Raw genomic sequence first — 18876 nt, 5'->3', positions numbered from 1 at the left:
TTCATGTTATGATCTAACTATTGATATTTTACTATCGGTAGCAATAAGGTTATTTCTATATTTTCTCGTATTTCTCTACTTATGTAACAGTCACTATTTAAACAATTTACTAATAACTTATTTGCTTCATAATACTCTTTCAGTTGTTTTTGCTGCTCTTGATTAAACTGCCAATCAATAACACTATTAACAAATGGTAGTATTATTCTATTAAGCCTTGCTACAACATCTCGACCCTTATCGTGCCACCATTGAACTAGTTGTTTAGAAGAGTATTCACTGTCGATATGTAGTTCATCTCTGAGTTCTTTCAACTCATATTGCAGTTCACTATCAAAGGCGAGTGCAATGTCACGAGGAAGCAAGGCGTTTTGCGTAAGGTTAGGATCAAGAATAAAACAAAGGTCTAGATCGAGTGACAATGATATTTGTTGAGCGTTATCGAGCGCATTACTAATAGCACGAGCAAGAGTTTGTATAAAATCACGAGCAATTGCGTTGGTGAGGTCATGAGTACAGCTTAAAATTTGATCACGAGCAGCTTTAATATCACGAATTTTATTCATATTTAAACTAACAGTATATGCTATTGCAAAGTAGAAGGCTCGTACTGAATTTAATTTGTAGGGAAGTTGAGTAGATTGTGATTTTTGATGCACCCAGTTAAGAAAATTTTGAAGATTGTGTTCTTTAACCAGTAAAGTATCTATATTTTCTTTCATCAGCGTTAAGAGATATTCTGCATTATTTAACATTCCGACGGATAGTAAAAAAACCTCTCGCCAACGCTTCTCGCTCACATGAGTAACTAGATAGTGCAAAGCTTGCTCTTGTGCATTAGGATTAGAGCTAGTAATTATTTTTTGAGCAGTAAAATACTCTTGAAATGTCAAGTGTGAAAAAGAGTAAATTCCCCTTGCTCTTTCTACTAACAATCCATGTTGCGCTTCAATCGATTTTAGTACAGCTTCACAATCTAATTGCAATACTTCTGAATCTGTGCTTGCATCAGGTAAATTACGAATATAATCCGTAATTTGCTCTTCCAAAAACTTTTGTTTGAAAAAGTATTCACTGCGTGTAAAGGTAGAGAAAGCAATTTGGCTCAACAAGTCTTGTTTACGTTTAAGCGATAATCTTTTATAAACATGATCTCGTTCTATGTTGCGTTTAGCATCCCACTTTTTTAGTAGTACATCTAGCCCTTCTTTATAGAGTTCTGAGCGATTAGGAGGAAAGTCTCCTGAATCTTCAAATACCAGGCAAAGCAATGTTAATAGTAAAGGATTAGTTGCTAATTCCCGAATTGGCTCATTTTCCTTGACCCTCTGAGTAAACTTACCAACTTTAACGATATCTTTTTTTATTTGAAACCATTTGTCAACAAAATCATGAATTTGTTGGTCATCAAAATCTGCAACCTCCACTTCAGTAAATTGCTCAAAAGTATACTCTCTAGCAGCAATTCGGCAGGTCATAATAAACTGACATTCACTAAATCTTACAGAGAATTGGCGAATCTCTCGTAGTACACGATCATGCTCGCTTTCTCTAACTTCATCTAGTCCATCAAGTAGTATTAGTCCTCTACCTCTTTCAAGAATTTTATTCGCTATTTGTAAATTATCAGCCTGGTACTCCGCTAACTGTTGATTTATATATTCCAGTAAAGTTGGACTATATTTTGATTCTGCAAAATCCTTAAGTGTAATGAAAATTGGGACTTTATCTGGCTGAAAAACACCTTCATTGCATTGAATTGCTAGATATTTTAAAAAGGTTGTTTTTCCAGCTCCTGGCTTGCCTAAAATAATTATTTTCTTATAAATTTTTACTGCTTCTAATCCAGGTACACGCTTTTCTTTTATATCAGTTAAACCAAATCGATCAAACTCTTGCAAATTACAGCCTTGTAATAGTTCTCTAATTCCTAAGCGTCTGCGTCCTAAGATTTTTTGCAGAATATTAACACTGGTATATATGGCAGATAGTCCTATTGGATGCTCCATATCTAGAACTCGCATTTTGCCACAAATTTCTTGAATATAAGAATATATATTTTCCCTTAATTCTTTAACTATTACATCAATATCATCTACAATATTCTGCCAAGGCAAATTCAGTTGTTCACAGATTTGAGTAAAAATATTTTTTTCAACCAACTCAAAATTAAAAAAATCTAGAACTGTTGAAATATCTATTTTTATTTTTTCTGCAAGATGAACTTCACTCAGTGCCTTGTTTATCATCTCTTTTCGTGCCTTTTCTCTCCCTTTTGGGGATACTTTTAATACTTGAGATTCAAGTATTGCTGAAGGTAAATAGATTTGAGTAGAACTTTGCTGCTCATTCAGTATAGACAAAACAATTTCTCTAATTCTTTCAATATTTATGTCATGATAAATTTGATCTCCTATCTGTATTCTTTTTCCTTCACCAATGTTGATGACAGATTCACCATATTGAAATGATATTCTTTGGCTACTTTCATAGGCTTGACGCAAAAGTTCAAGATCCTCATTTGTAGCTGTTTTATCTGCAAGTTTTGCAAAAATAATCTTGAGGTCATCGGAGGTAGTCATTGTTCATCCTTCGTTGCACCGCAAAAGTTAACTTTTGTGAATGACATTACCAAAGTGAAAGTTATCGGCTTTCTCAATATTGAGAATATTTTCTGCTTGCTGTTTACCTATTATTTGGCCAATTTTGTAAATAGTCTGTGTTGCTTCAGGCTTCACTTCTTCCCATCCTTTATCGGGTAAACCTTTACCACCGCGAAGCTTGGCAATTACGAAATCTCCTCCAGTCATATCATTTTGAGGGACTTGCTCCTTGTTATATAACTGACGCGCAGTTTCAGGTACTGCTTTGCCAAGATGATTCATGATGTTAGAAACTCTTACTTCTGTATCACCTGGTTTGTTTCCCGCACCTTGTAAAGCTTCCAGAAAATGATAAGTGTAAATACTAATTGTTTCATCTTTTACCCAGTAAGATTTTTGCTCACCTTCAGAGGAAGTGAAAACTACTCTGCCTTTACCTTGTTTCAACTCATCAATTAAACCTTTGGATGGTGCAACTCGGATAAAATCATCAAACTCTTCTTCAAGTTCTAAATCTGCATCTTTAGAAGTTGCCATTCCTGCTGCGTGACAACTATCAATTACAACTAATAAACGTTCAGATTGAATTTGGCGTAATGCGGATGTAAAATCTTCTGCTGATAATGCTGAACTGGCGATTTTAGTGGGTTTAATGTCATGCTGCAATAAATAATATTGTTTTGTGGTTTTATCTACCCAGCCATGTCCTGAATAATAAACAAATACCGTAGCACCAGGGTCAGATTCTGCTTTTTCTTTTAACCACTTTAATCCATCCAAAATAACTGCCTTGGTTGCATCTTTGTTATTCAGTACCCGAATATGAGCCTGTTCATGGTCATCGGGATAAGCACATAAATTGGGATCAATTAAGGCAGCATAGATTGCCTGGGTATCTTTGACAGTCACAGGTAAAGATAATTTACTATAAGCAGACTCACCAACACCAATTAATAACGCATAACCGTGAGTGAATTTCTCAGTCATTTCTATCTTGTCCTATCAATAAAGTGGCTAATACAAAATAATCTGGTTATTCTTCGTACCGACTAATACGGAATATTACGTAGTTGTAAGGTAGTTGAGAATTGTCTGCTTTATGGACAATTGCTCCTACCTCTGGTTTGTAAATCCATTTGTTCCAGTCAATGACTGTTTCATCAGCAACTTGCACAGCAATATAATTACCTTCAGCTAAACGACAACCCATTGCGGAATCTTCAAAATCTAGTCCCAGGTAAAATTTTTGTACAGCGACATTTTCATTGCGTTGAGCAAGTAATCTTACAACTCCTAAAGTAATTTCTGTAAACGGTGCGATCGCTGGTTGAGTAGTGGTTAAAAGTTTGAGTCCACTTTGAAAAGGTGAAGATTCTAATGCTGCTAATATTGTCTTGTCTTCCTCATTTTTCACGTTTACTGTTGAGCATTCAAAGGCTATTCCCTGTGAACCCACATTTAAACCAATAAATACGGGGTAGCCAGCAATACCAGCAGATTGTCCCTCTTGCACCCGATAGGTTTGACTGAAACTGACTGATTCTTGGGTATTAGCGAGTTGATTTCTCACAGCAAAAGTAATTAAGACATTATGTGTCCCTCCACCGGGATACTTTTCAATGTGGAGGCGATCTAAGCGAATATTGATGCGGTTGTTTTTAAGGCTATTGTCGGGTTGGATTGCACTAGGATGTTGGATGGCTTGGGGTTGTATTGAACCTGAGTTATAAGGCGCGATGTAACCAAACTTGTGTGTTGCATACATCCAGGGTTGGTCTTGCACTAAGTTTAAAAATTCTAAAATCCCTTTATCAAAACTTTCTAAATTAGAATCCCCCACAACAATGCTTTGCACATCAGGGTCTTTCATTTGTTGCAGTTTTGCAGCTATCCATTCAGGATCTTCAGATTCACTAATAGCCTTAATGTCCTCAAATAAACTACTCAGCATCTTGCTTTCCCATTAAGAAATATAAACTTTGATAGCATAAGTTTTGTAGCAGCGTATTTCTACGGTTAGCTAACTGCTTAATTTTAGACCCTACAATGATGAATACGGTAAACTAGCTCAATTTTTTTGATTTTTTTCAGATTTTGTTTTAGCTAGATGCTTAAACATCAGGTGGTTTAAGATTAGACAATGGGTATGTGAAAAGCAGGATTTCCAATAAGTCTTTTCATATACAATCCATCACAACTATTTATAATCATTTATCCAACTGCAACAAAGTATTGACTAAATCAGTAGCAGTGACCACATAAATCTCACCAGCATTATTACTAGGAATATCGACATCACCCTTTGTAAAGCAAAGCAGTCCAGTTACTTGCTGAGTACCTTTTAAATACCTGACTTCTGTAGCTTGACCTTTTACTTTGCTGATTAAATCACCTTCCTCAAAATCATAGGTATTTCTGCCATAACGCTTTCGCAGATGACCTCTTTCATAAACTTTAGTACCACCATGTGACTTGACATCAATCACGTACCAATTGCCTTTGGGAGAGTACAATACTACATCTGCATCTCCCCATCTCCTAATTCGTAGGTTGTATTCTACTTGCCATCCTTGATGTTGCAACGCGAACAGTAATGCAGCTACTTGGGTTTCAGCTTTAGCACCGTTTTGAGCATCACCAGATCGTTTCATCAAGTATTGCCCATTGCTGTGTAGGCGGTAAGAAGCGATTAATCCTCCTAGCAAGACCATCATTGCCAAGGCAGAATTACTGAAGATACTGAATAAAAAAATTGTCCCAACAAGAACTACTACTGCAAGTGCATAATTTAGTAAAGCGGATTTTTGCCGCTTCTTGCCCAGTTTACGGATATATTCTCCTGGCTGTCTTCTCTTTGGTAGCAATGTTTTATACTTAATAGAAAATTTTTTTTATCATGAGTGGTTTGAGATTTTTTGTAACCTGGATTGCCTACCAAACTATTGGTAGTCATCGCATTCGCAATTGATGTGTGATTTCTGCTGTCATGCCATAGCGAGGAATATTTTATACTCTAATTTATGGGGCTGATGGTGTTATTTAGTGAAAAACATCAATTTCCTCATTTATCTGCGGAAACTAGCATCTCACAACTATGCCATCAGATAACCAATTGCAATTATGGGACAATAACCTCCCTAAACCGGAAGAGTTAGTCAAGATACTTGAGCGTACCCTCGGTAATACTGGTAGTGACGAGGATATGGCTGTATTGCAGAAAGTTCTGAGCATACTTCCAGAACAAAATCGTGTGCAGTTAGGAAGTTACATCGTTAACATTGCTCAAGGGAATACAATACACATTGGTAATCGCATTACCTACCAAATAGACGCAGAAATAAAGGCAATTCTTCAGCAATTACAACAAGCATTCCAACCAAATCATCAAGAACCTGCTGCTGATAACACGTTTGCTATTCCTAAGTTGGAATATCCAGATGGTCTAGTATCGCTTAACTCGCCTTTTTATATTCAGTATGCTGATATTGAATCTCTTTGCTATGAAACACTGGTTCAGCCTGCCTCCCTAATTCGGATTAAAGCACCAAAACTGATGGGTAAAACTTCTTTGCTCATCAGGATTCGTTATCATGCAGAAAATCAGAATTATCGAGTATTTTATTTAGATTTTGGCAGTGTAGAAAAAGCTGTATTAAGCAATCTCGATACATTTCTACGTTGGCTTTGTGGAAAAGTTAGTGATGAGCTAGACCTGAATAATAAAGTCAAGAATGTTTGGAATACAGATATTTTAAGTAGTAATGATAACTGTACTGCTTACTTTAACAAGCATATTTTAGCTCATATCAATTCTCCGGTAGTCTTAATTTTAGACGAAGTAGACCGATTGTTTCTGCCTGAGAATCAGGAATTAGTGGTGAATTTCTTCGGAATGCTACGTTCTTGGCATGAAAAGGGAAAATTTAATCGGGATTGGGAAAAACTACGGCTAGTATTAGCACATTCTACAGAAGCTCATATTCCCTTAGATATCCATCAATCACCTTTTAATGCCGGAGTACCCGTAGAGTTAGGAGAGTTTAATCGACAACAGGTAGAAGATTTAGCGCAAAGGCATCAAATCGAACAAAGTGATGCACTCACAGTAAAATTAATGTCTATGGTTGGAGGACATCCATATTTAGTGCGGTTGGCAATGTATTATATTGCGGCAGGGAAAATTACCTTAGAAGATTTATTAGATTCAGCAACAACAGAAGCCGGAATTTACAGCAATCATTTGCGATCGCTCTTGGATATTTTACAAGGAAAGCCAAAATTAGCTCAAGCACTAAAAAAGGTAGTTGATTCACCTGTTCCTGTGGCGTTGGATTCCATGCAAATTTATCAGTTACACAGTCTAGGACTGGTGCAAATCCAGAAGAATGAAGTCATACCTCGTTGCCTACTTTACCGTGAGTATTTCCACCGTGTCCTGTCAGGAAGTTAAACGATGACACAAATCAATTCTAGCTCCTATCAGGTCGGAGCAAGCCTTCCAGTTGACGCTCCTAGCTATGTCAAGCGACAAGCAGATGAAGAATTTTATCAAAAATTACAGGCTGGCAAACTTTGTTATGTGCTGAACTCCCGCCAGATGGGTAAGTCTAGCTTGCGGGTACAGACAATGCAAAGGTTAAAAGCACAGGGGATAGCTTGTGGCGTAATTGACCTAACCGGAATTGGTCGTAAAGTTACTTTAGAGCAGTGGTATGGAGGTATTGTTTATGCTTTGGTAGAAAGCTTTCATTTAGAAAACAGATTTGATTTTGATTGGCAGACATGGTGGCAACAAAAGCGGCACTATCTTGATGCAGTGACGTGTTTGAGAGCCTTTATTACAGAAGTGTTGTTAGGAAAAATTGACCAACCAATTGTTATTTTCATTGACGAAATTGACAGTGTGCTAAGTCAAGATTTTTCAGCCGATGATTTTTTCTCTCTTATTAGGTTTTTCCAAAATCAGCGTGTTGATAACCATAGTTTAAGACGACTGACATTTGCCTTACTGGGTGTAGCGACTCCATCTGATTTAATTAGAGACAAGAAACAAACGCCATTTAATATTGGTGAAGCTGTTGATTTACATGGATTTCAATTAGCAGAAGTTGAACCTTTAATCAAAGGATTAGAAGATAAATTCCGCAACGGAACATCACTGCTGGCAGAAGTTTTGTATTGGACTGGAGGACAACCGTTTCTCACGCAAAAACTGTGTCAATTGATACGCAATACAGAAACGGAAATTTTTGATGATAGTGCAACGCAATGGGTTGAGAATCTAGTTAAGAAGCATCTGATTGAAAATTGGGAAGCACAAGATGAGCCAGAGCATTTACGGACGATACGCGATCGCCTCCTCAATAATAAACAACGTGCTGGTCTTCTTCTTGGACTATATCAAAATATTCTCAAGTCCCAACAGTTACAGCCAAATAACAGTTATGAAGAAACAGAATTACGTTTGTCAGGATTAATTGTTAAGGAACAGAGTCAATTAAAAGTTTATAACCAAATATATTCAACAGTTTTCGATGCCAATTGGATTAGGCAAGAATTAGCAAAACTACGTCCCTATGATGAATCCCTTAGTGCTTGGTTAGCGTCTAATCGCCAAGATGACTCCCGTTTATTGCAAGGTAAAGCACTACGAGATGGACTAAAATGGGCAGAAGGAAAAAGCTTAAGTGATGATGATAACCAATTTTTGAGAGCTAGTCGAGAATTAGATATTGAAGAACTGAGAAAGGCAAATTCTGCCACCCTTAAAGGTTTACTTGGTAATAAATTTAGCAATCCTGACATCATAATTCAGGAAGTTCTTTCCTGGACAGGTGCTCAACCTGTTTTGAGCGAAAAGCTTGGTCAGCTAATTACTAATGATAAATCTGTTATTATTGAAGATACTGAAGCTGCACACATTGAAGAACTAGTCCAAACCCATATAATTGCCAATTGGGAGAACAAAGAAACAGCAGAATTTTTTAAATCCATTCGTAGTCTTCTGCTCAAAAATAAAAAATTAGTCCCTAATATTCTGCAACTTTATCAACAACTTTTACAACAAGGAGAAATTGCAGAAGATAACTCAGCAGAACAAAGGGAAATTTTACAGTCTGGCTTAGTCCTTCAGCAACAAAATAAGTTAATAATTTATAATCGCATATATGCCACAATCTTTAATTTAACCTGGGTCAATCAAGAAATAAGTGATTGGCGACCATTTGCGCCACAGTTTGAAGTGTGGATGGAAACTAAGGATGAATCACATCTGTTGAGTGGTCAGTCATTACAAGAGGCTTTGATTTGGTCAGAAAGCAAAGACTTAACTATTGAAGAACATGAATTTTTGATTGTTAGTCAAGTATTAGATACCCTGAAATTAGCATTGATAATTCCCGATGACACAGAAAAAGTCAACCTCATTGCAGCAACTACAGAATTAGCCAAGAATGTTAATAAGCCTCAAGCCATTATTCAAAAAATATTTTATTGGACTCACGGAAATATCAGTTTAACTATAAATTTATGTCACTTCATTATTAATAATGCAATTAAGGAGGTTGAAGAATTTGAAGGGTTCATAAAAACACAAATAATTGAAAACTGGAAAAATCAAGAGTTTTTAGAAGATGTGCGGAAAATTTATAATTATTTACTCATGGAGCAACCACATTCTTTCTGGACATTGGAAGTCTATAAACAAATTTTACAACAAGGAGTAATAGCAGTAGATGATAGTTTAGAGCAATTAGAATTACTCAGTATAGGATTGGTGACTAAAGTACAGAATCAATTAAAAGTTGCTAATCCTATTTACGAGTCTATATTCAACAAAAGTTGGGTAGAAAATTGCTTAAAATTATTGTGGCCTCATGCGGAAGCCGTAATTGCTTGGTTAGCTTCTAATTGTAAAGATGAATCAAAACTTTTATACGGAGAAAATTTACAAAAGGCGTTGATATTTGTTCGAGAAAGAAACTTGAGTGTTCAGGAACATAAATTTTTTGCAGCTAGTCAATTGCTAGATATCCGCACAGTTCGCCTTGCTTTAGAGAGAGTAGAACAAGAAGCTATACAGGTGTTGCAAAAATTTGATAAACAAACCATTAATTCTCAAGATTTACTTACCGATATAGAGGCAAAACACACACAAGTATGGCAGATAGCATCTAATTGGAGTCAAACAGTCAACAATATTAAACATATAGAACAGGAAATAGAACAACAAAGAAAAGAAGTTATAAAAAGTTTATTTCTGAAAGATGTAAAACGAGAGAAAGAAAAACAAAATTTTGCAAAATATATTCAAAATTTATCTAAAATGTTGCCTAAAATGGGTGTATCCGTCACCATTATCACTGGCTTTTTAGGCAGTGGAAAAAGTACATTTATTAACGAAATAATCAAAAATATAGTCCAAGAAAATGTAAAAGTAGGTGTTATAGCTGGGGAGTTTGGAGAAGTTGCTGTTGTTTCAGATATAGTTGAGAAGTATCAATCATCTAATATGTCTGAAAACTATACTATTAACGATAACTTGGTTGATAAAGTATATAAAGTTTTAGAAAGAGAAGAGAGAATAGATTACTTAATTGTTGAAGCCTCTGGGTTGGAAGATATTGTAGCGATTGCGTTAACTTTCCTTGGCACAGAATTGCGCGATTTAACTCGCCTTGATTCGATTATCACTGTAGTAAATGCAGCTAATTGTAGCTTAAAGGTACTCGATTCTCAAGCAGCATATAGTCAAATTGCCTATGGTGATATTATTCTGTTGAATAAGACAAATTTAGTTAATGAAGCTACTCTGAGCCAATTAGAACAAAAAATCAACGAAGTCAAAGAAGGTGCGAGAATTGTCCGTAGCCAGCACTCTCAAGTACCACTGCCTTTAATTCTTAATGTAGACTTGTTTGATTATGATAAATATTTTGATATTGATGATGCTTTCACCTCAGTCTTCTTCCAAAGTGACAAGGCTTTTGCCATCAGAAAATTTCAATATTTCTTGGATAATCAATTACCTAACACCGTTTTCCGCGCTAAAGGGATAATGTGGTTTGATGAAAGTCCCAAAAGGCATATCTTCCACTTGTGCGGTAAGCGGTTTACCCTTGATGATGACGAGTGGAAAGATAATCCCAAAAATGAGCTATTGCTGATTGGACGAAATCTAGATCGCCAGACTTTGCTTGAACAACTAGGAAATTGCTTGTGCTAACCCAGTGGTATAAGAAATCAAAAATATTAAAGCCATAAATATTGAAAGACACTGTTTAGCACAATATTATTACTGATCTCAACTATATATGAGCCTTTAGTTTGGAATATCAGTAGTTTTAAAGTATGTCCCTACCATCATAAGCTCCTTCAGGATATATGCCCTCATTGCCAAGCATCAATACCCCTGCTCACTTGGCGATCGCAACCAGGATACTGCTCAAATTGCGGCAAATGGTTGGGTATAAATTACAGTAAAACCTCAGTGGATGAATTTTTTCAGCAAGAATTTTTATCCAAAGAGGAGTTGCAGCAGCAAATTTGGGTAGCAGAGGTAATTGGAGAATTAATTGCTGCAACTCCATATTTGGAAACTCCACCACTAAAAGAAAATATTACAAAATCCCTTGGTATACCTATAGAGATAGTTTCAGATGGTAATGTAGCAGGTTTTGCCCGTTTACTTGGGCTACCCAAGAATACAGTATGGATGTGGACAAGCGGGAAAACTTTACCCCAGATCGATTTACTTCTCCGAATCTGCCACTTTCTGGGAATCACTTTATTAGATTTCCTCACATCAGAAAATATTGGTACTTCTCTGAAGAGAATCACAAACCAATCTCAAAAGCGATCGCACACAACAAGAATATCCCCAAAGTTGTTTGACTCAGAGCAGGTACAGAATGCTTTACTAGCCGTACTTGCGAGTGACGAGATGTTCCCACCAACCATGAAAGAAGTGGCTCAACGACTTGGATATGATAGAAGAACTATTTTTCAGCATTTTCCGCAATTATGCCAGGATATTTCTACCCAATACCTGAACTACCGTAAAGCATTACGTCTGGAAAATATAGAACTGTCTTGCAAGGAAGTTAAAAAGATTGCAGCTGATCTATGCAGTGAGGACATATATCCTACAGAAAAACTTGTATCCGAGTCAATGACTAAGCCTGGATACTTGAGATACAAAGAAGTACGTGCTACATTGCAGCAAGTACAAGCAAATTTCTTGGAGTAGAAAGATTAGGAACTCAATAAGGCCAACAACTAGGTTTAACTAAATGACAACTTTTTCAACCATAAGTTTGCCGGGTGAGTTTTCAACCATAAAGTTGCCGTTGCGGCAAAGTTATGCTTTAAGTCACAAAACAACAAATAATTAGTCACTGTACAACAAATGGACGTAACTGGATTCGAACCAGTGACCTCTACGATGTCAACGTAGCGCTCTAACCAACTGAGCTATACGTCCTTAACCACACAATTTACAAGGATAGCGCATATTTATCTAGATAGTCAAGCATAAGGATATTTTTGATCTTGCCTTCTAGTACTGGCTAACTCAGAGGCTAATTGAATTGCGGCTTTCATACTGGTGGGGTCAGCAATTCCTTTACCTGCAATATCAAATGCTGTACCGTGGTCGGGTGAAGTGCGGACAAATGGTAAACCAATGGAAGTATTCACGGCGCGGTCAAAGGCCATGAGTTTGACAGGAATCAAGCCTTGGTCGTGGTACAGTGCCAAATACGCATCGGCTGGATTCTGGATGGATGAATTACCATACCAAGCTTGACCAGGTTTCACCCACATTGTATCGGGAGGGATTGGCCCTTCTAAGAGCAATTGAGGGTGTTTTTGCTGTTCTTGTTTAATCCAAGGAATCAACCAATCGAGTTCTTCGGTTCCTAGTTGTCCTTGTTCGCCACTGTGGGGATTTAAACCTGCGATCGCAATTCTCGGTTTACTAATACCAAAGTCTGTTTGTAAGCACTCTACCAATAAATCTAGTTTTTGGCTGAGTAATTGGGGTGTGAGTGTATCTGCTACTTGGCGTAGGGGAATATGTGTTGTAGCTAACAGGGTGCGGATTGTCCAACCAGTGTAAGGCGATCGCGCTACAAATAACATCCCATATCGCTCTACATTTGATTTTTCTGCCAAAAGTTCTGTTTGACCAGGATAATTATAACCTGCGGCTTTCCAAGCCGATTTCGCAATGGGCGCTGTAACTATACCATCAAATTCACCTGCTAATGTTTGGGCGATCGCATATTCCATATAAGCAAAACTCGCCGCACCACTCACCCCATTACCCACACCTGGAACAATTTCATCGAGATTTTCCTGCAACTGCACATCAATAACTTTTAAGCTGTGGGGATTTGCCAAGGCGACTAAATTACCCGATAAATTTAATTGGTCATAAGTCTGCACTAACCAATTTTGATTTCCTACTACCGTGACATCACAATTTTGAGTTACTTCTGGATCAGCCAAAGCTTTTAATATTACTTCTGTCCCAATTCCTGCGGGATCTCCCAATGTTAGTGCTAATCGAGGCCGAATTACTTTGTGTGATTTGGCTATGAGATTTGGCTCGCTTTGATACATAAGGCTAATTTATCTCGATTTGTCATGGAATTGCCTTGATCCCGCAATCATCGGGATTAACCATCAAACTAGTTTAGAATTGTTTACACAGGTCTAATTCAACGGTAGCTGTTGAGTAACTTCAGTCTATCTGGGGTCATTGGTAAAAGTAAAACTTCTACTCCTGATTTACCAGATGGCAACAAACAGCCCAAATTATATGCAATCTAAAGGTTAGCCTTTAGAATTATGACAAACGATTCACAAAGGAGACACACAACAATGGGTGGCGAAATTTTCAGTACAGCTTTTCTGGCTTTTAGTTTAATCTTCGTGGGTTGGGCTTTAGGTGCTTTATTGCTGAAAATTCAGGGTGCAGAAGAATAATCTCTCTGGAATCTGAAAAAATAGCGTGTCCGCACAACGGACAACGCTGTTTTCTTAATTTTCGGGTATTAATTAATTTCTAAGAAAAGTGTAAACTTTTGTTTACGGATATAATTCTGTTAAGATTCTTTTCATAAAACATTAAGATTTAATACAGCCCTCATGACATTACTAATAGTCGGTGCCACTGGCACCTTAGGAAGACAAGTGGCTCGTCGTGCGATCGATGAGGGGTATAAAGTGCGTTGTCTTGTCCGCAGTAGTAAAAAAGCGGCATTTCTCAAAGAGTGGGGCGCGGAACTCGTTCTCGGAGATTTGTGTTACCCCGAAACCTTACCAGCCGCCCTAGAAGGAGTCACCGCAATTATTGATGCAGCTACTTCCCGTGCCACCGATTCTTTAACAATCAAGCAGGTAGACTGGGAAGGGCAAGTAGCCTTAATTCAAGCAGCCAAAGCGGCTGGTGTGGAACGTTTTATTTTCTTCTCTATAATTGATGCGGAAAAATACCCCGAAGTACCCCTAATGGAAATTAAGCGGTGTACAGAATTATTTTTAGCTGAATCGGGGCTTAACTACACAGTTTTACGGTTAGCTGGCTTTATGCAGGGGCTAATTGGTCAATATGGTATCCCGATTTTAGAAGCACAGCCAGTTTGGGTAACTGGTGAGTCATCACCGATTGCTTATATGGATACTCAAGACATTGCGAAATTTGCTGTGCGGGCTTTGACTGTACCAGCCACAGAAAAACAAGCCTTCCCAGTTGTGGGAACTCGTGCTTGGAGTGCAGAAGAAATTATTAGCTTATGTGAACGCTTGTCTGGTAAAGATGCCAAAGTCACCAGAATGCCGTTAAACTTATTGCGGACTGTACGCCGATGTGTCCGGTTCTTTCAGTGGGGATGGAATGTGGCAGATAGGCTGGCGTTTACAGAAGTGTTGGCCAGTGGCAGACCATTAAACGCCCCAATGGATGAAGTGTATCAAGTATTTGGCTTAAATCAACAAGAAACAACTACTCTCGAAGTTTATTTACAAGAGTATTTTAGTAGAATTATGAAAAAGCTCAAAGAGCTAAACTACGAAAAAACCAAGACCAAAAAGCAAAAAGACAAACGATCGCCATTTAAAAAGGTTAATAGTCAATAGTCAATCGTGCTGAGTAAAAAATGCTAGTCCCTAGCCTCTTTTTGACTTTTGCTCACGGACTCAAAATATGTCAGGATTACATAGTACAAAGCATCGCTAAAAGTTTGGATATTTGAATGTGCCGAAAGCAGGCATTATCTACAATGATTTAAAACCGATAGCCAGTCGTGTCGCTATCGAACTAGAAGAGAAACTCACTGCTGCGGGTTGGGATGTATGTGTCACCAGTAGCATCGGTGGAATACTGGGCTACGCTAATCCCGAAAGTCCCGTATGCCACACTCCAATTGATGGTTTAACACCCCCTGGGTTTGACTCAGACATGAAGTTTGCAGTTGTCTTGGGGGGAGATGGGACTGTTTTAGCTGCCTCTCGTCAAGTTGCGCCCTTGGGTATTCCCTTGTTAACAGTGAATACCGGCCACATGGGGTTTTTAACAGAAACTTATCTCAATCAACTTACCCAAGCCCTGGAACAAGCAATGGCGGGTGAGTATGAAATTGAAGAACGGGCAATGCTGACTGTGAAAGTATTGCGCGGAGAGTCGGTATTGTGGGAAGCCCTATGCTTAAACGAAATGGTGCTGCATCGAGAACCGTTAACTAGTATGTGTCATTTTGAAATTGCTATTGGTCGTCACGCGCCAGTGGATATTGCCGCAGATGGCATAATTATTTCGACACCTACAGGTTCTACGGCTTATTCCCTCAGTGCAGGTGGCCCCGTAGTCACTCCGGGGATACCAGCTTTACAGTTAGTACCGATTTGCCCTCACTCCCTAGCTTCCAGGGCTTTGGTGTTCCCAGATACGGAGACTGTAAATGTTTATCCAGTCAATATTCCGCGTTTGGTGATGGTGGTCGATGGCAATGGCGGCTGTTATGTGTTTTCGGAAGATCGGGTATATTTAGAGCGATCGCAATATAGTGTCCGGTTTATTCGTCTACAACCACCAGAGTTTTTCCGCATCTTACGGGAAAAACTCGGCTGGGGTCTACCGCATATCGCCAAACCCACCTCTGTGGAATTGCCATAATAGTCAATGGTCAATAGTTGAGGACTTACGCACCAAGATTGTCTGTGAAGACAGGGTGTAGGGGTGACAGGGTGTGGGGCTTCGCCGTGAGCGTCAGCCGAATGGTGTAAGGGTTTGAGATACATACACCCCTAAACCCCTAAACCCCTAAACCCTGACACCCATTATCAATAGACAACCTTTACTATAGTCAAAATTGTTTCTTTGGGTTTTTTCCCGAATTACTGATTTATAAATAGAATTGAAAAACAAAGTGATTGGCAAGTGCTGAGTGCTACTCCTGTTGACCATTGACCATTGACTTTTGACTTAAAATTTATGACAGTTGCTCACAGTCCCTGTGTGTTGGTGATTGAAACTGATGAAAGCCTCGCAAATCAGCTATCTTCTGATTTGCAAGAAGCTGGTTATGATGCGATTTTAGCCCACGATGCCGCCAGTGGTTTGCAATATAGCCGTGATTGTCAACCTGCTTTAATTGTTTTAGACCGGATGTTGGCAGGCGAATCGGGACTATCCTTATGTAAAAATATCAGAAGTACTGGGATGCGTTCTCCGGTGCTGGTGTTAATGGCGCGGGATACCGTTGATGACCGTGTAGCTTGTCTAGAAGCTGGCGCGGATGATTATATTCTCAAACCTTACCGCCCAGAAGAATTTTTAAAGCTAATTCGCCTGTATTTAAAACCTGATATTGATACGACAGAACAGTTGCGCTTTGGGGAGTTAGTTTTAGATATTTCAACCCGCCGCGCTATTCAAAATAGTCGGGTAATTGATTTAACGATGAAAGAATTTGAGTTATTGAAGTTCTTAATGGAACATCCCCGCGAAGTATTAACCCGCGAACAAATATTAGAAAATGTATGGGGTTACGACTTTATGGGTGAGTCAAATGTGATTGAAGTTTATATTCGTTATCTGCGCCTGAAAATTGAAGATGAAGGTCAAAAACGCCTGATTCAAACAGTGCGGGGTGTGGGATATGTCTTGCGGGAGTCGTAAATAATTCAGATTTTGGTGACGCAGCTTAGATTTCTCTGGGTTCGGCAGATTTCATCCGTTCTTCACCAACTTCTGCCTTAGCTTCAGCAATGATATCGTCCCAGACTTCGCTGACTTCTGCGATCGCAGCTTTGCTTTTTTCGTAGAACAATATCCCTTTTTTCACAACTGCTTTGGCTACTGGTCTACCAACACCAGCTACTACTGGCAACAATACAGGCACTAGCACAACCCCAACAATACCTGTAACTCCTAGTCCTTCCGCTAAATCTCCAAGGTCTGGTAAAAGTTTTATCGACATAATTATGTTCACCTCCCTGGTTTTACCTGAGTTTATTTTAATTCTTTTTTGTTAGTACTCAGGCAAATCAGCCTTCAGATGCAAAGTAATGTAACAGAGGCCAAGAAGCTAATTTTACTACTCTGAATATAGCGGTTTTCATTCCAGTGAGGTACATTTCTCTAGCCTCTAGCCTCTAATCCCTATCTACTTGTACTGCGTTCAACTGAGAAACGCTATACCACTGAAAAGTGCTTTAATTACTTGGTGTGTTAGGGCAGGCAAGATGCCTACCCTACAATAATCATTGCTTATCTGTCTACAGATCCCATGATTACGTCAATACTGCCCAGAATGACCACAACATCTGCGACCTTCATACCCCGCAATAAGTGAGGTAGAATTTGCAGGTTGTTGAAATCTGCGGGGCGAATTTTCCAGCGCCAGGGAAAGACATTATCATCACCCACCAGATAAATGCCTAGTTCACCTTTACCGCTTTCCACACGGGCATAAATTTCGCCTTTGGGCATTTTGAAGGTGGGGGCAACCTTTTTACCAATAAACTGGTAATCAAAATCATCCCATTCAGATTTTTTGCCAGCAGCTAGGCGTTTCGCTTCTAGGTTTTCGTAGGGGCCGCCTGGTAATCCTTTCAGGGCTTGCTTGAGAATCTTCACAGATTCGCGCATTTCCCGCATCCGTACCATATAACGGGCTAAACAATCACCGACGGTTTCCCACTGAACTTCCCAGTCAAAATCGTCGTAGCATTCGTAATGGTCAACTTTCCGCAAGTCCCACTTCACACCAGAAGCACGCAACATTGGGCCAGATAACCCCCAGTTAATTGCTTCTTCGCGGGTAATTGTACCAATACCTTCAATACGACGGCGGAAGATGGGGTTATTGGTAACTAACTTTTCGTATTCATCAACTACAGGTAAAAAGTAGTCGCAAAATTCTTCACATTTATCTACCCAACCATACGGTAAATCGGCAGCCACACCGCCAACGCGGAAGTAGTTGTTATTTACCATACGGTAGCCTGTCGCTGCTTCCCACAAATCGTAAATCATCTCCCGTTCTCGGAATTGGTAGAAGAAGGGAGTTTGTGCGCCTACATCAGCGAGGAACGGGCCAAACCATAGCAAGTGGTTGGCGATGCGATTAAGTTCCAGCATAATGACGCGGATGTAGCTGGCGCGTTTGGGGACTGTAATACCAGCTAACTTTTCGGGGGCGTTAACTGTGACAGCTTCGTTAAACATTCCTGCTGCGTAGTCCCAGCGACTAACGTAGGGAACATACATAACAGTGGTACGGTTCTCGGCAATTTTTTCCATACCTCGGTGTAAATAGCCGATCACCGGTTCACAATCAATGACATCCTCGCCATCCAAGGTGACAATTAGCCGCAGAACCCCGTGCATTGAGGGGTGGTGTGGCCCCATGTTCAGCACCATTGGTTCAGTACGGGTTTCTATTCTGGCCATAAATTTCCGTGTTCTCCCATGATCAAAAATTGAAAGGAACCGCGTAGATGCCAACCAGACCGATAAAATCGTGTCTGCCAAAGTTAAGTTTGTAAGGACAATATTTTGCGGGTAAAGCCTGCATCCATTGTCAATACCGGAGTTTGTTGGAGAAGATGTGGCAGCAGAGAGATTTTACGATGTTTCGTTTTGTTTCACTTCTTCAACTATTATATGGAGCTTGAGATGCCGGAAATTCAAGCATCGGAATTTTTTCAACTCTGGTTGTGTTGAAGTGCGATCGCTCTCTTTACAATAGGTTAAGTACAAGCACAG

General features: G+C 39.1%; 14 protein-coding genes, 1 tRNA gene and 1 pseudogene. 8 read left to right on the top strand and 8 right to left on the bottom strand.

Annotation, left to right across the window (positions count from 1 at the left end; all coding sequences use genetic code 11):
- Window positions 1-17 precede the first annotated feature (17 nt).
- The 4 genes from H6G79_RS18085 to H6G79_RS18070 all read right to left on the bottom strand — a co-directional run bounded on the left by H6G79_RS18085 (window position 18) and on the right by H6G79_RS18070 (window position 5467).
- A complete protein-coding gene (locus H6G79_RS18085; RefSeq protein ID WP_190590774.1) occupies window positions 18-2582 on the bottom strand; it encodes an NACHT C-terminal helical domain 2-containing protein in 2565 nt (854 codons plus the stop codon).
- A 27-nt stretch (window positions 2583-2609) separates the two neighbouring features.
- Entirely contained in the window at window positions 2610-3590 is a 981-nt protein-coding gene (locus H6G79_RS18080; protein WP_190590775.1) for a caspase family protein, read from the bottom strand.
- Between the two features lie 46 nt (window positions 3591-3636).
- The gene (locus tag H6G79_RS18075; RefSeq protein WP_190590776.1) at window positions 3637-4554 is read right to left on the bottom strand and encodes a hypothetical protein; all 918 of its coding nucleotides are present in this window, start codon (window positions 4552-4554) and stop codon (window positions 3637-3639) included.
- Window positions 4555-4810: 256 nt separating this feature from the next.
- Window positions 4811-5467: a nuclease-related domain-containing protein gene (locus H6G79_RS18070; RefSeq protein WP_190590777.1), complete on the bottom strand. Its 657-nt coding sequence runs from the start codon at window positions 5465-5467 to the stop codon at window positions 4811-4813.
- A gap of 230 nt (window positions 5468-5697) precedes the next feature.
- Between H6G79_RS18070 and H6G79_RS18065 the strand changes: the two genes are divergently transcribed.
- The 4 genes and pseudogenes from H6G79_RS18065 to H6G79_RS18055 all read left to right on the top strand — a co-directional run bounded on the left by H6G79_RS18065 (window position 5698) and on the right by H6G79_RS18055 (window position 11850).
- Window positions 5698-7053, top strand: coding sequence for an AAA-like domain-containing protein (locus H6G79_RS18065; protein ID WP_190590778.1), 1356 nt, complete (start codon window positions 5698-5700; stop codon window positions 7051-7053).
- A gap of 3 nt (window positions 7054-7056) precedes the next feature.
- A pseudogene (locus H6G79_RS36345) lies at window positions 7057-8124 on the top strand (AAA-like domain-containing protein); the annotation flags it as partial.
- 1803 nt (window positions 8125-9927) lie between these two features.
- Window positions 9928-10827: a GTP-binding protein gene (locus tag H6G79_RS36340; RefSeq protein ID WP_199333989.1), complete on the top strand. Its 900-nt coding sequence runs from the start codon at window positions 9928-9930 to the stop codon at window positions 10825-10827.
- Window positions 10828-11091: 264 nt separating this feature from the next.
- Entirely contained in the window at window positions 11092-11850 is a 759-nt protein-coding gene (locus H6G79_RS18055) for a helix-turn-helix domain-containing protein (RefSeq protein WP_190590780.1), read from the top strand.
- 160 nt (window positions 11851-12010) lie between these two features.
- Here H6G79_RS18055 and H6G79_RS18050 read toward each other — a convergent pair.
- Window positions 12011-12084 (bottom strand) — tRNA-Val (locus tag H6G79_RS18050).
- A 44-nt stretch (window positions 12085-12128) separates the two neighbouring features.
- Window positions 12129-13226 carry a 4-hydroxythreonine-4-phosphate dehydrogenase PdxA gene (gene pdxA / locus H6G79_RS18045; RefSeq protein WP_190590781.1) on the bottom strand — a complete coding sequence of 366 codons (1098 nt, stop codon included), beginning with the start codon at window positions 13224-13226 and terminating at the stop codon, window positions 12129-12131.
- Between the two features lie 261 nt (window positions 13227-13487).
- On the opposite strand from pdxA, the gene H6G79_RS18040 reads away from it, so the two are divergent.
- From H6G79_RS18040 to nblR, 4 genes are all read left to right on the top strand, one after another.
- A complete protein-coding gene (locus tag H6G79_RS18040) occupies window positions 13488-13592 on the top strand; it encodes a PetM family cytochrome b6-f complex subunit 7 (RefSeq protein ID WP_062294992.1) in 105 nt (34 codons plus the stop codon).
- Between the two features lie 162 nt (window positions 13593-13754).
- Window positions 13755-14744 (top strand): SDR family oxidoreductase, encoded by a 990-nt coding sequence (locus H6G79_RS18035; protein ID WP_190590782.1) that lies wholly within the window; start codon window positions 13755-13757, stop codon window positions 14742-14744.
- Window positions 14745-14862: 118 nt separating this feature from the next.
- Window positions 14863-15780: an NAD(+) kinase gene (locus H6G79_RS18030; protein WP_190590783.1), complete on the top strand. Its 918-nt coding sequence runs from the start codon at window positions 14863-14865 to the stop codon at window positions 15778-15780.
- 318 nt (window positions 15781-16098) lie between these two features.
- On the top strand, window positions 16099-16785 hold the full coding sequence (gene nblR / locus H6G79_RS18025) for a response regulator transcription factor NblR (protein ID WP_190590784.1): 687 nt from the start codon (window positions 16099-16101) through the stop codon (window positions 16783-16785).
- A 25-nt stretch (window positions 16786-16810) separates the two neighbouring features.
- On the opposite strand, the gene H6G79_RS18020 is transcribed toward nblR, so the two are convergent.
- Both H6G79_RS18020 and H6G79_RS18015 read right to left on the bottom strand, forming a co-directional pair.
- The gene (locus tag H6G79_RS18020; RefSeq protein WP_190590785.1) at window positions 16811-17086 is read right to left on the bottom strand and encodes a DUF5132 domain-containing protein; all 276 of its coding nucleotides are present in this window, start codon (window positions 17084-17086) and stop codon (window positions 16811-16813) included.
- 290 nt (window positions 17087-17376) lie between these two features.
- Complete coding sequence (locus H6G79_RS18015) at window positions 17377-18561, bottom strand: NAD(P)H-quinone oxidoreductase subunit H (RefSeq protein WP_190590786.1); 1185 nt, start codon at window positions 18559-18561, stop codon at window positions 17377-17379.
- Between the last annotated feature and the right edge of the window lie 315 nt (window positions 18562-18876).

The organism is Anabaena sp. FACHB-83 (assembly GCF_014697485.1).
Taxonomy (GTDB): Bacteria; Cyanobacteriota; Cyanobacteriia; order Cyanobacteriales; family Nostocaceae; genus Nostoc_B.
This window is presented reverse-complemented; position numbering and strand designations above follow the sequence as displayed.

Excerpts from the sequence above, each read along its gene's own strand:
- H6G79_RS18085 (WP_190590774.1), bottom strand. The coding sequence starts at position 2,582 with ATGACTACCTCCGATGACCTCAAGATTATTTTTGCAAAACTTGCAGAT.
- nblR (WP_190590784.1), top strand. The coding sequence starts at position 16,099 with ATGACAGTTGCTCACAGTCCCTGTGTGTTGGTGATTGAAACTGATGAA.
- H6G79_RS18065 (WP_190590778.1), top strand. The coding sequence starts at position 5,698 with ATGCCATCAGATAACCAATTGCAATTATGGGACAATAACCTCCCTAAA.
- H6G79_RS18075 (WP_190590776.1), bottom strand. The coding sequence starts at position 4,554 with ATGCTGAGTAGTTTATTTGAGGACATTAAGGCTATTAGTGAATCTGAA.
- H6G79_RS18080 (WP_190590775.1), bottom strand. The coding sequence starts at position 3,590 with ATGACTGAGAAATTCACTCACGGTTATGCGTTATTAATTGGTGTTGGT.
- H6G79_RS18040 (WP_062294992.1), top strand. The coding sequence starts at position 13,488 with ATGGGTGGCGAAATTTTCAGTACAGCTTTTCTGGCTTTTAGTTTAATC.
- H6G79_RS18035 (WP_190590782.1), top strand. The coding sequence starts at position 13,755 with ATGACATTACTAATAGTCGGTGCCACTGGCACCTTAGGAAGACAAGTG.
- H6G79_RS18020 (WP_190590785.1), bottom strand. The coding sequence starts at position 17,086 with ATGTCGATAAAACTTTTACCAGACCTTGGAGATTTAGCGGAAGGACTA.
- pdxA (WP_190590781.1), bottom strand. The coding sequence starts at position 13,226 with ATGTATCAAAGCGAGCCAAATCTCATAGCCAAATCACACAAAGTAATT.
- H6G79_RS18015 (WP_190590786.1), bottom strand. The coding sequence starts at position 18,561 with ATGGCCAGAATAGAAACCCGTACTGAACCAATGGTGCTGAACATGGGG.
- H6G79_RS36340 (WP_199333989.1), top strand. The coding sequence starts at position 9,928 with ATGTTGCCTAAAATGGGTGTATCCGTCACCATTATCACTGGCTTTTTA.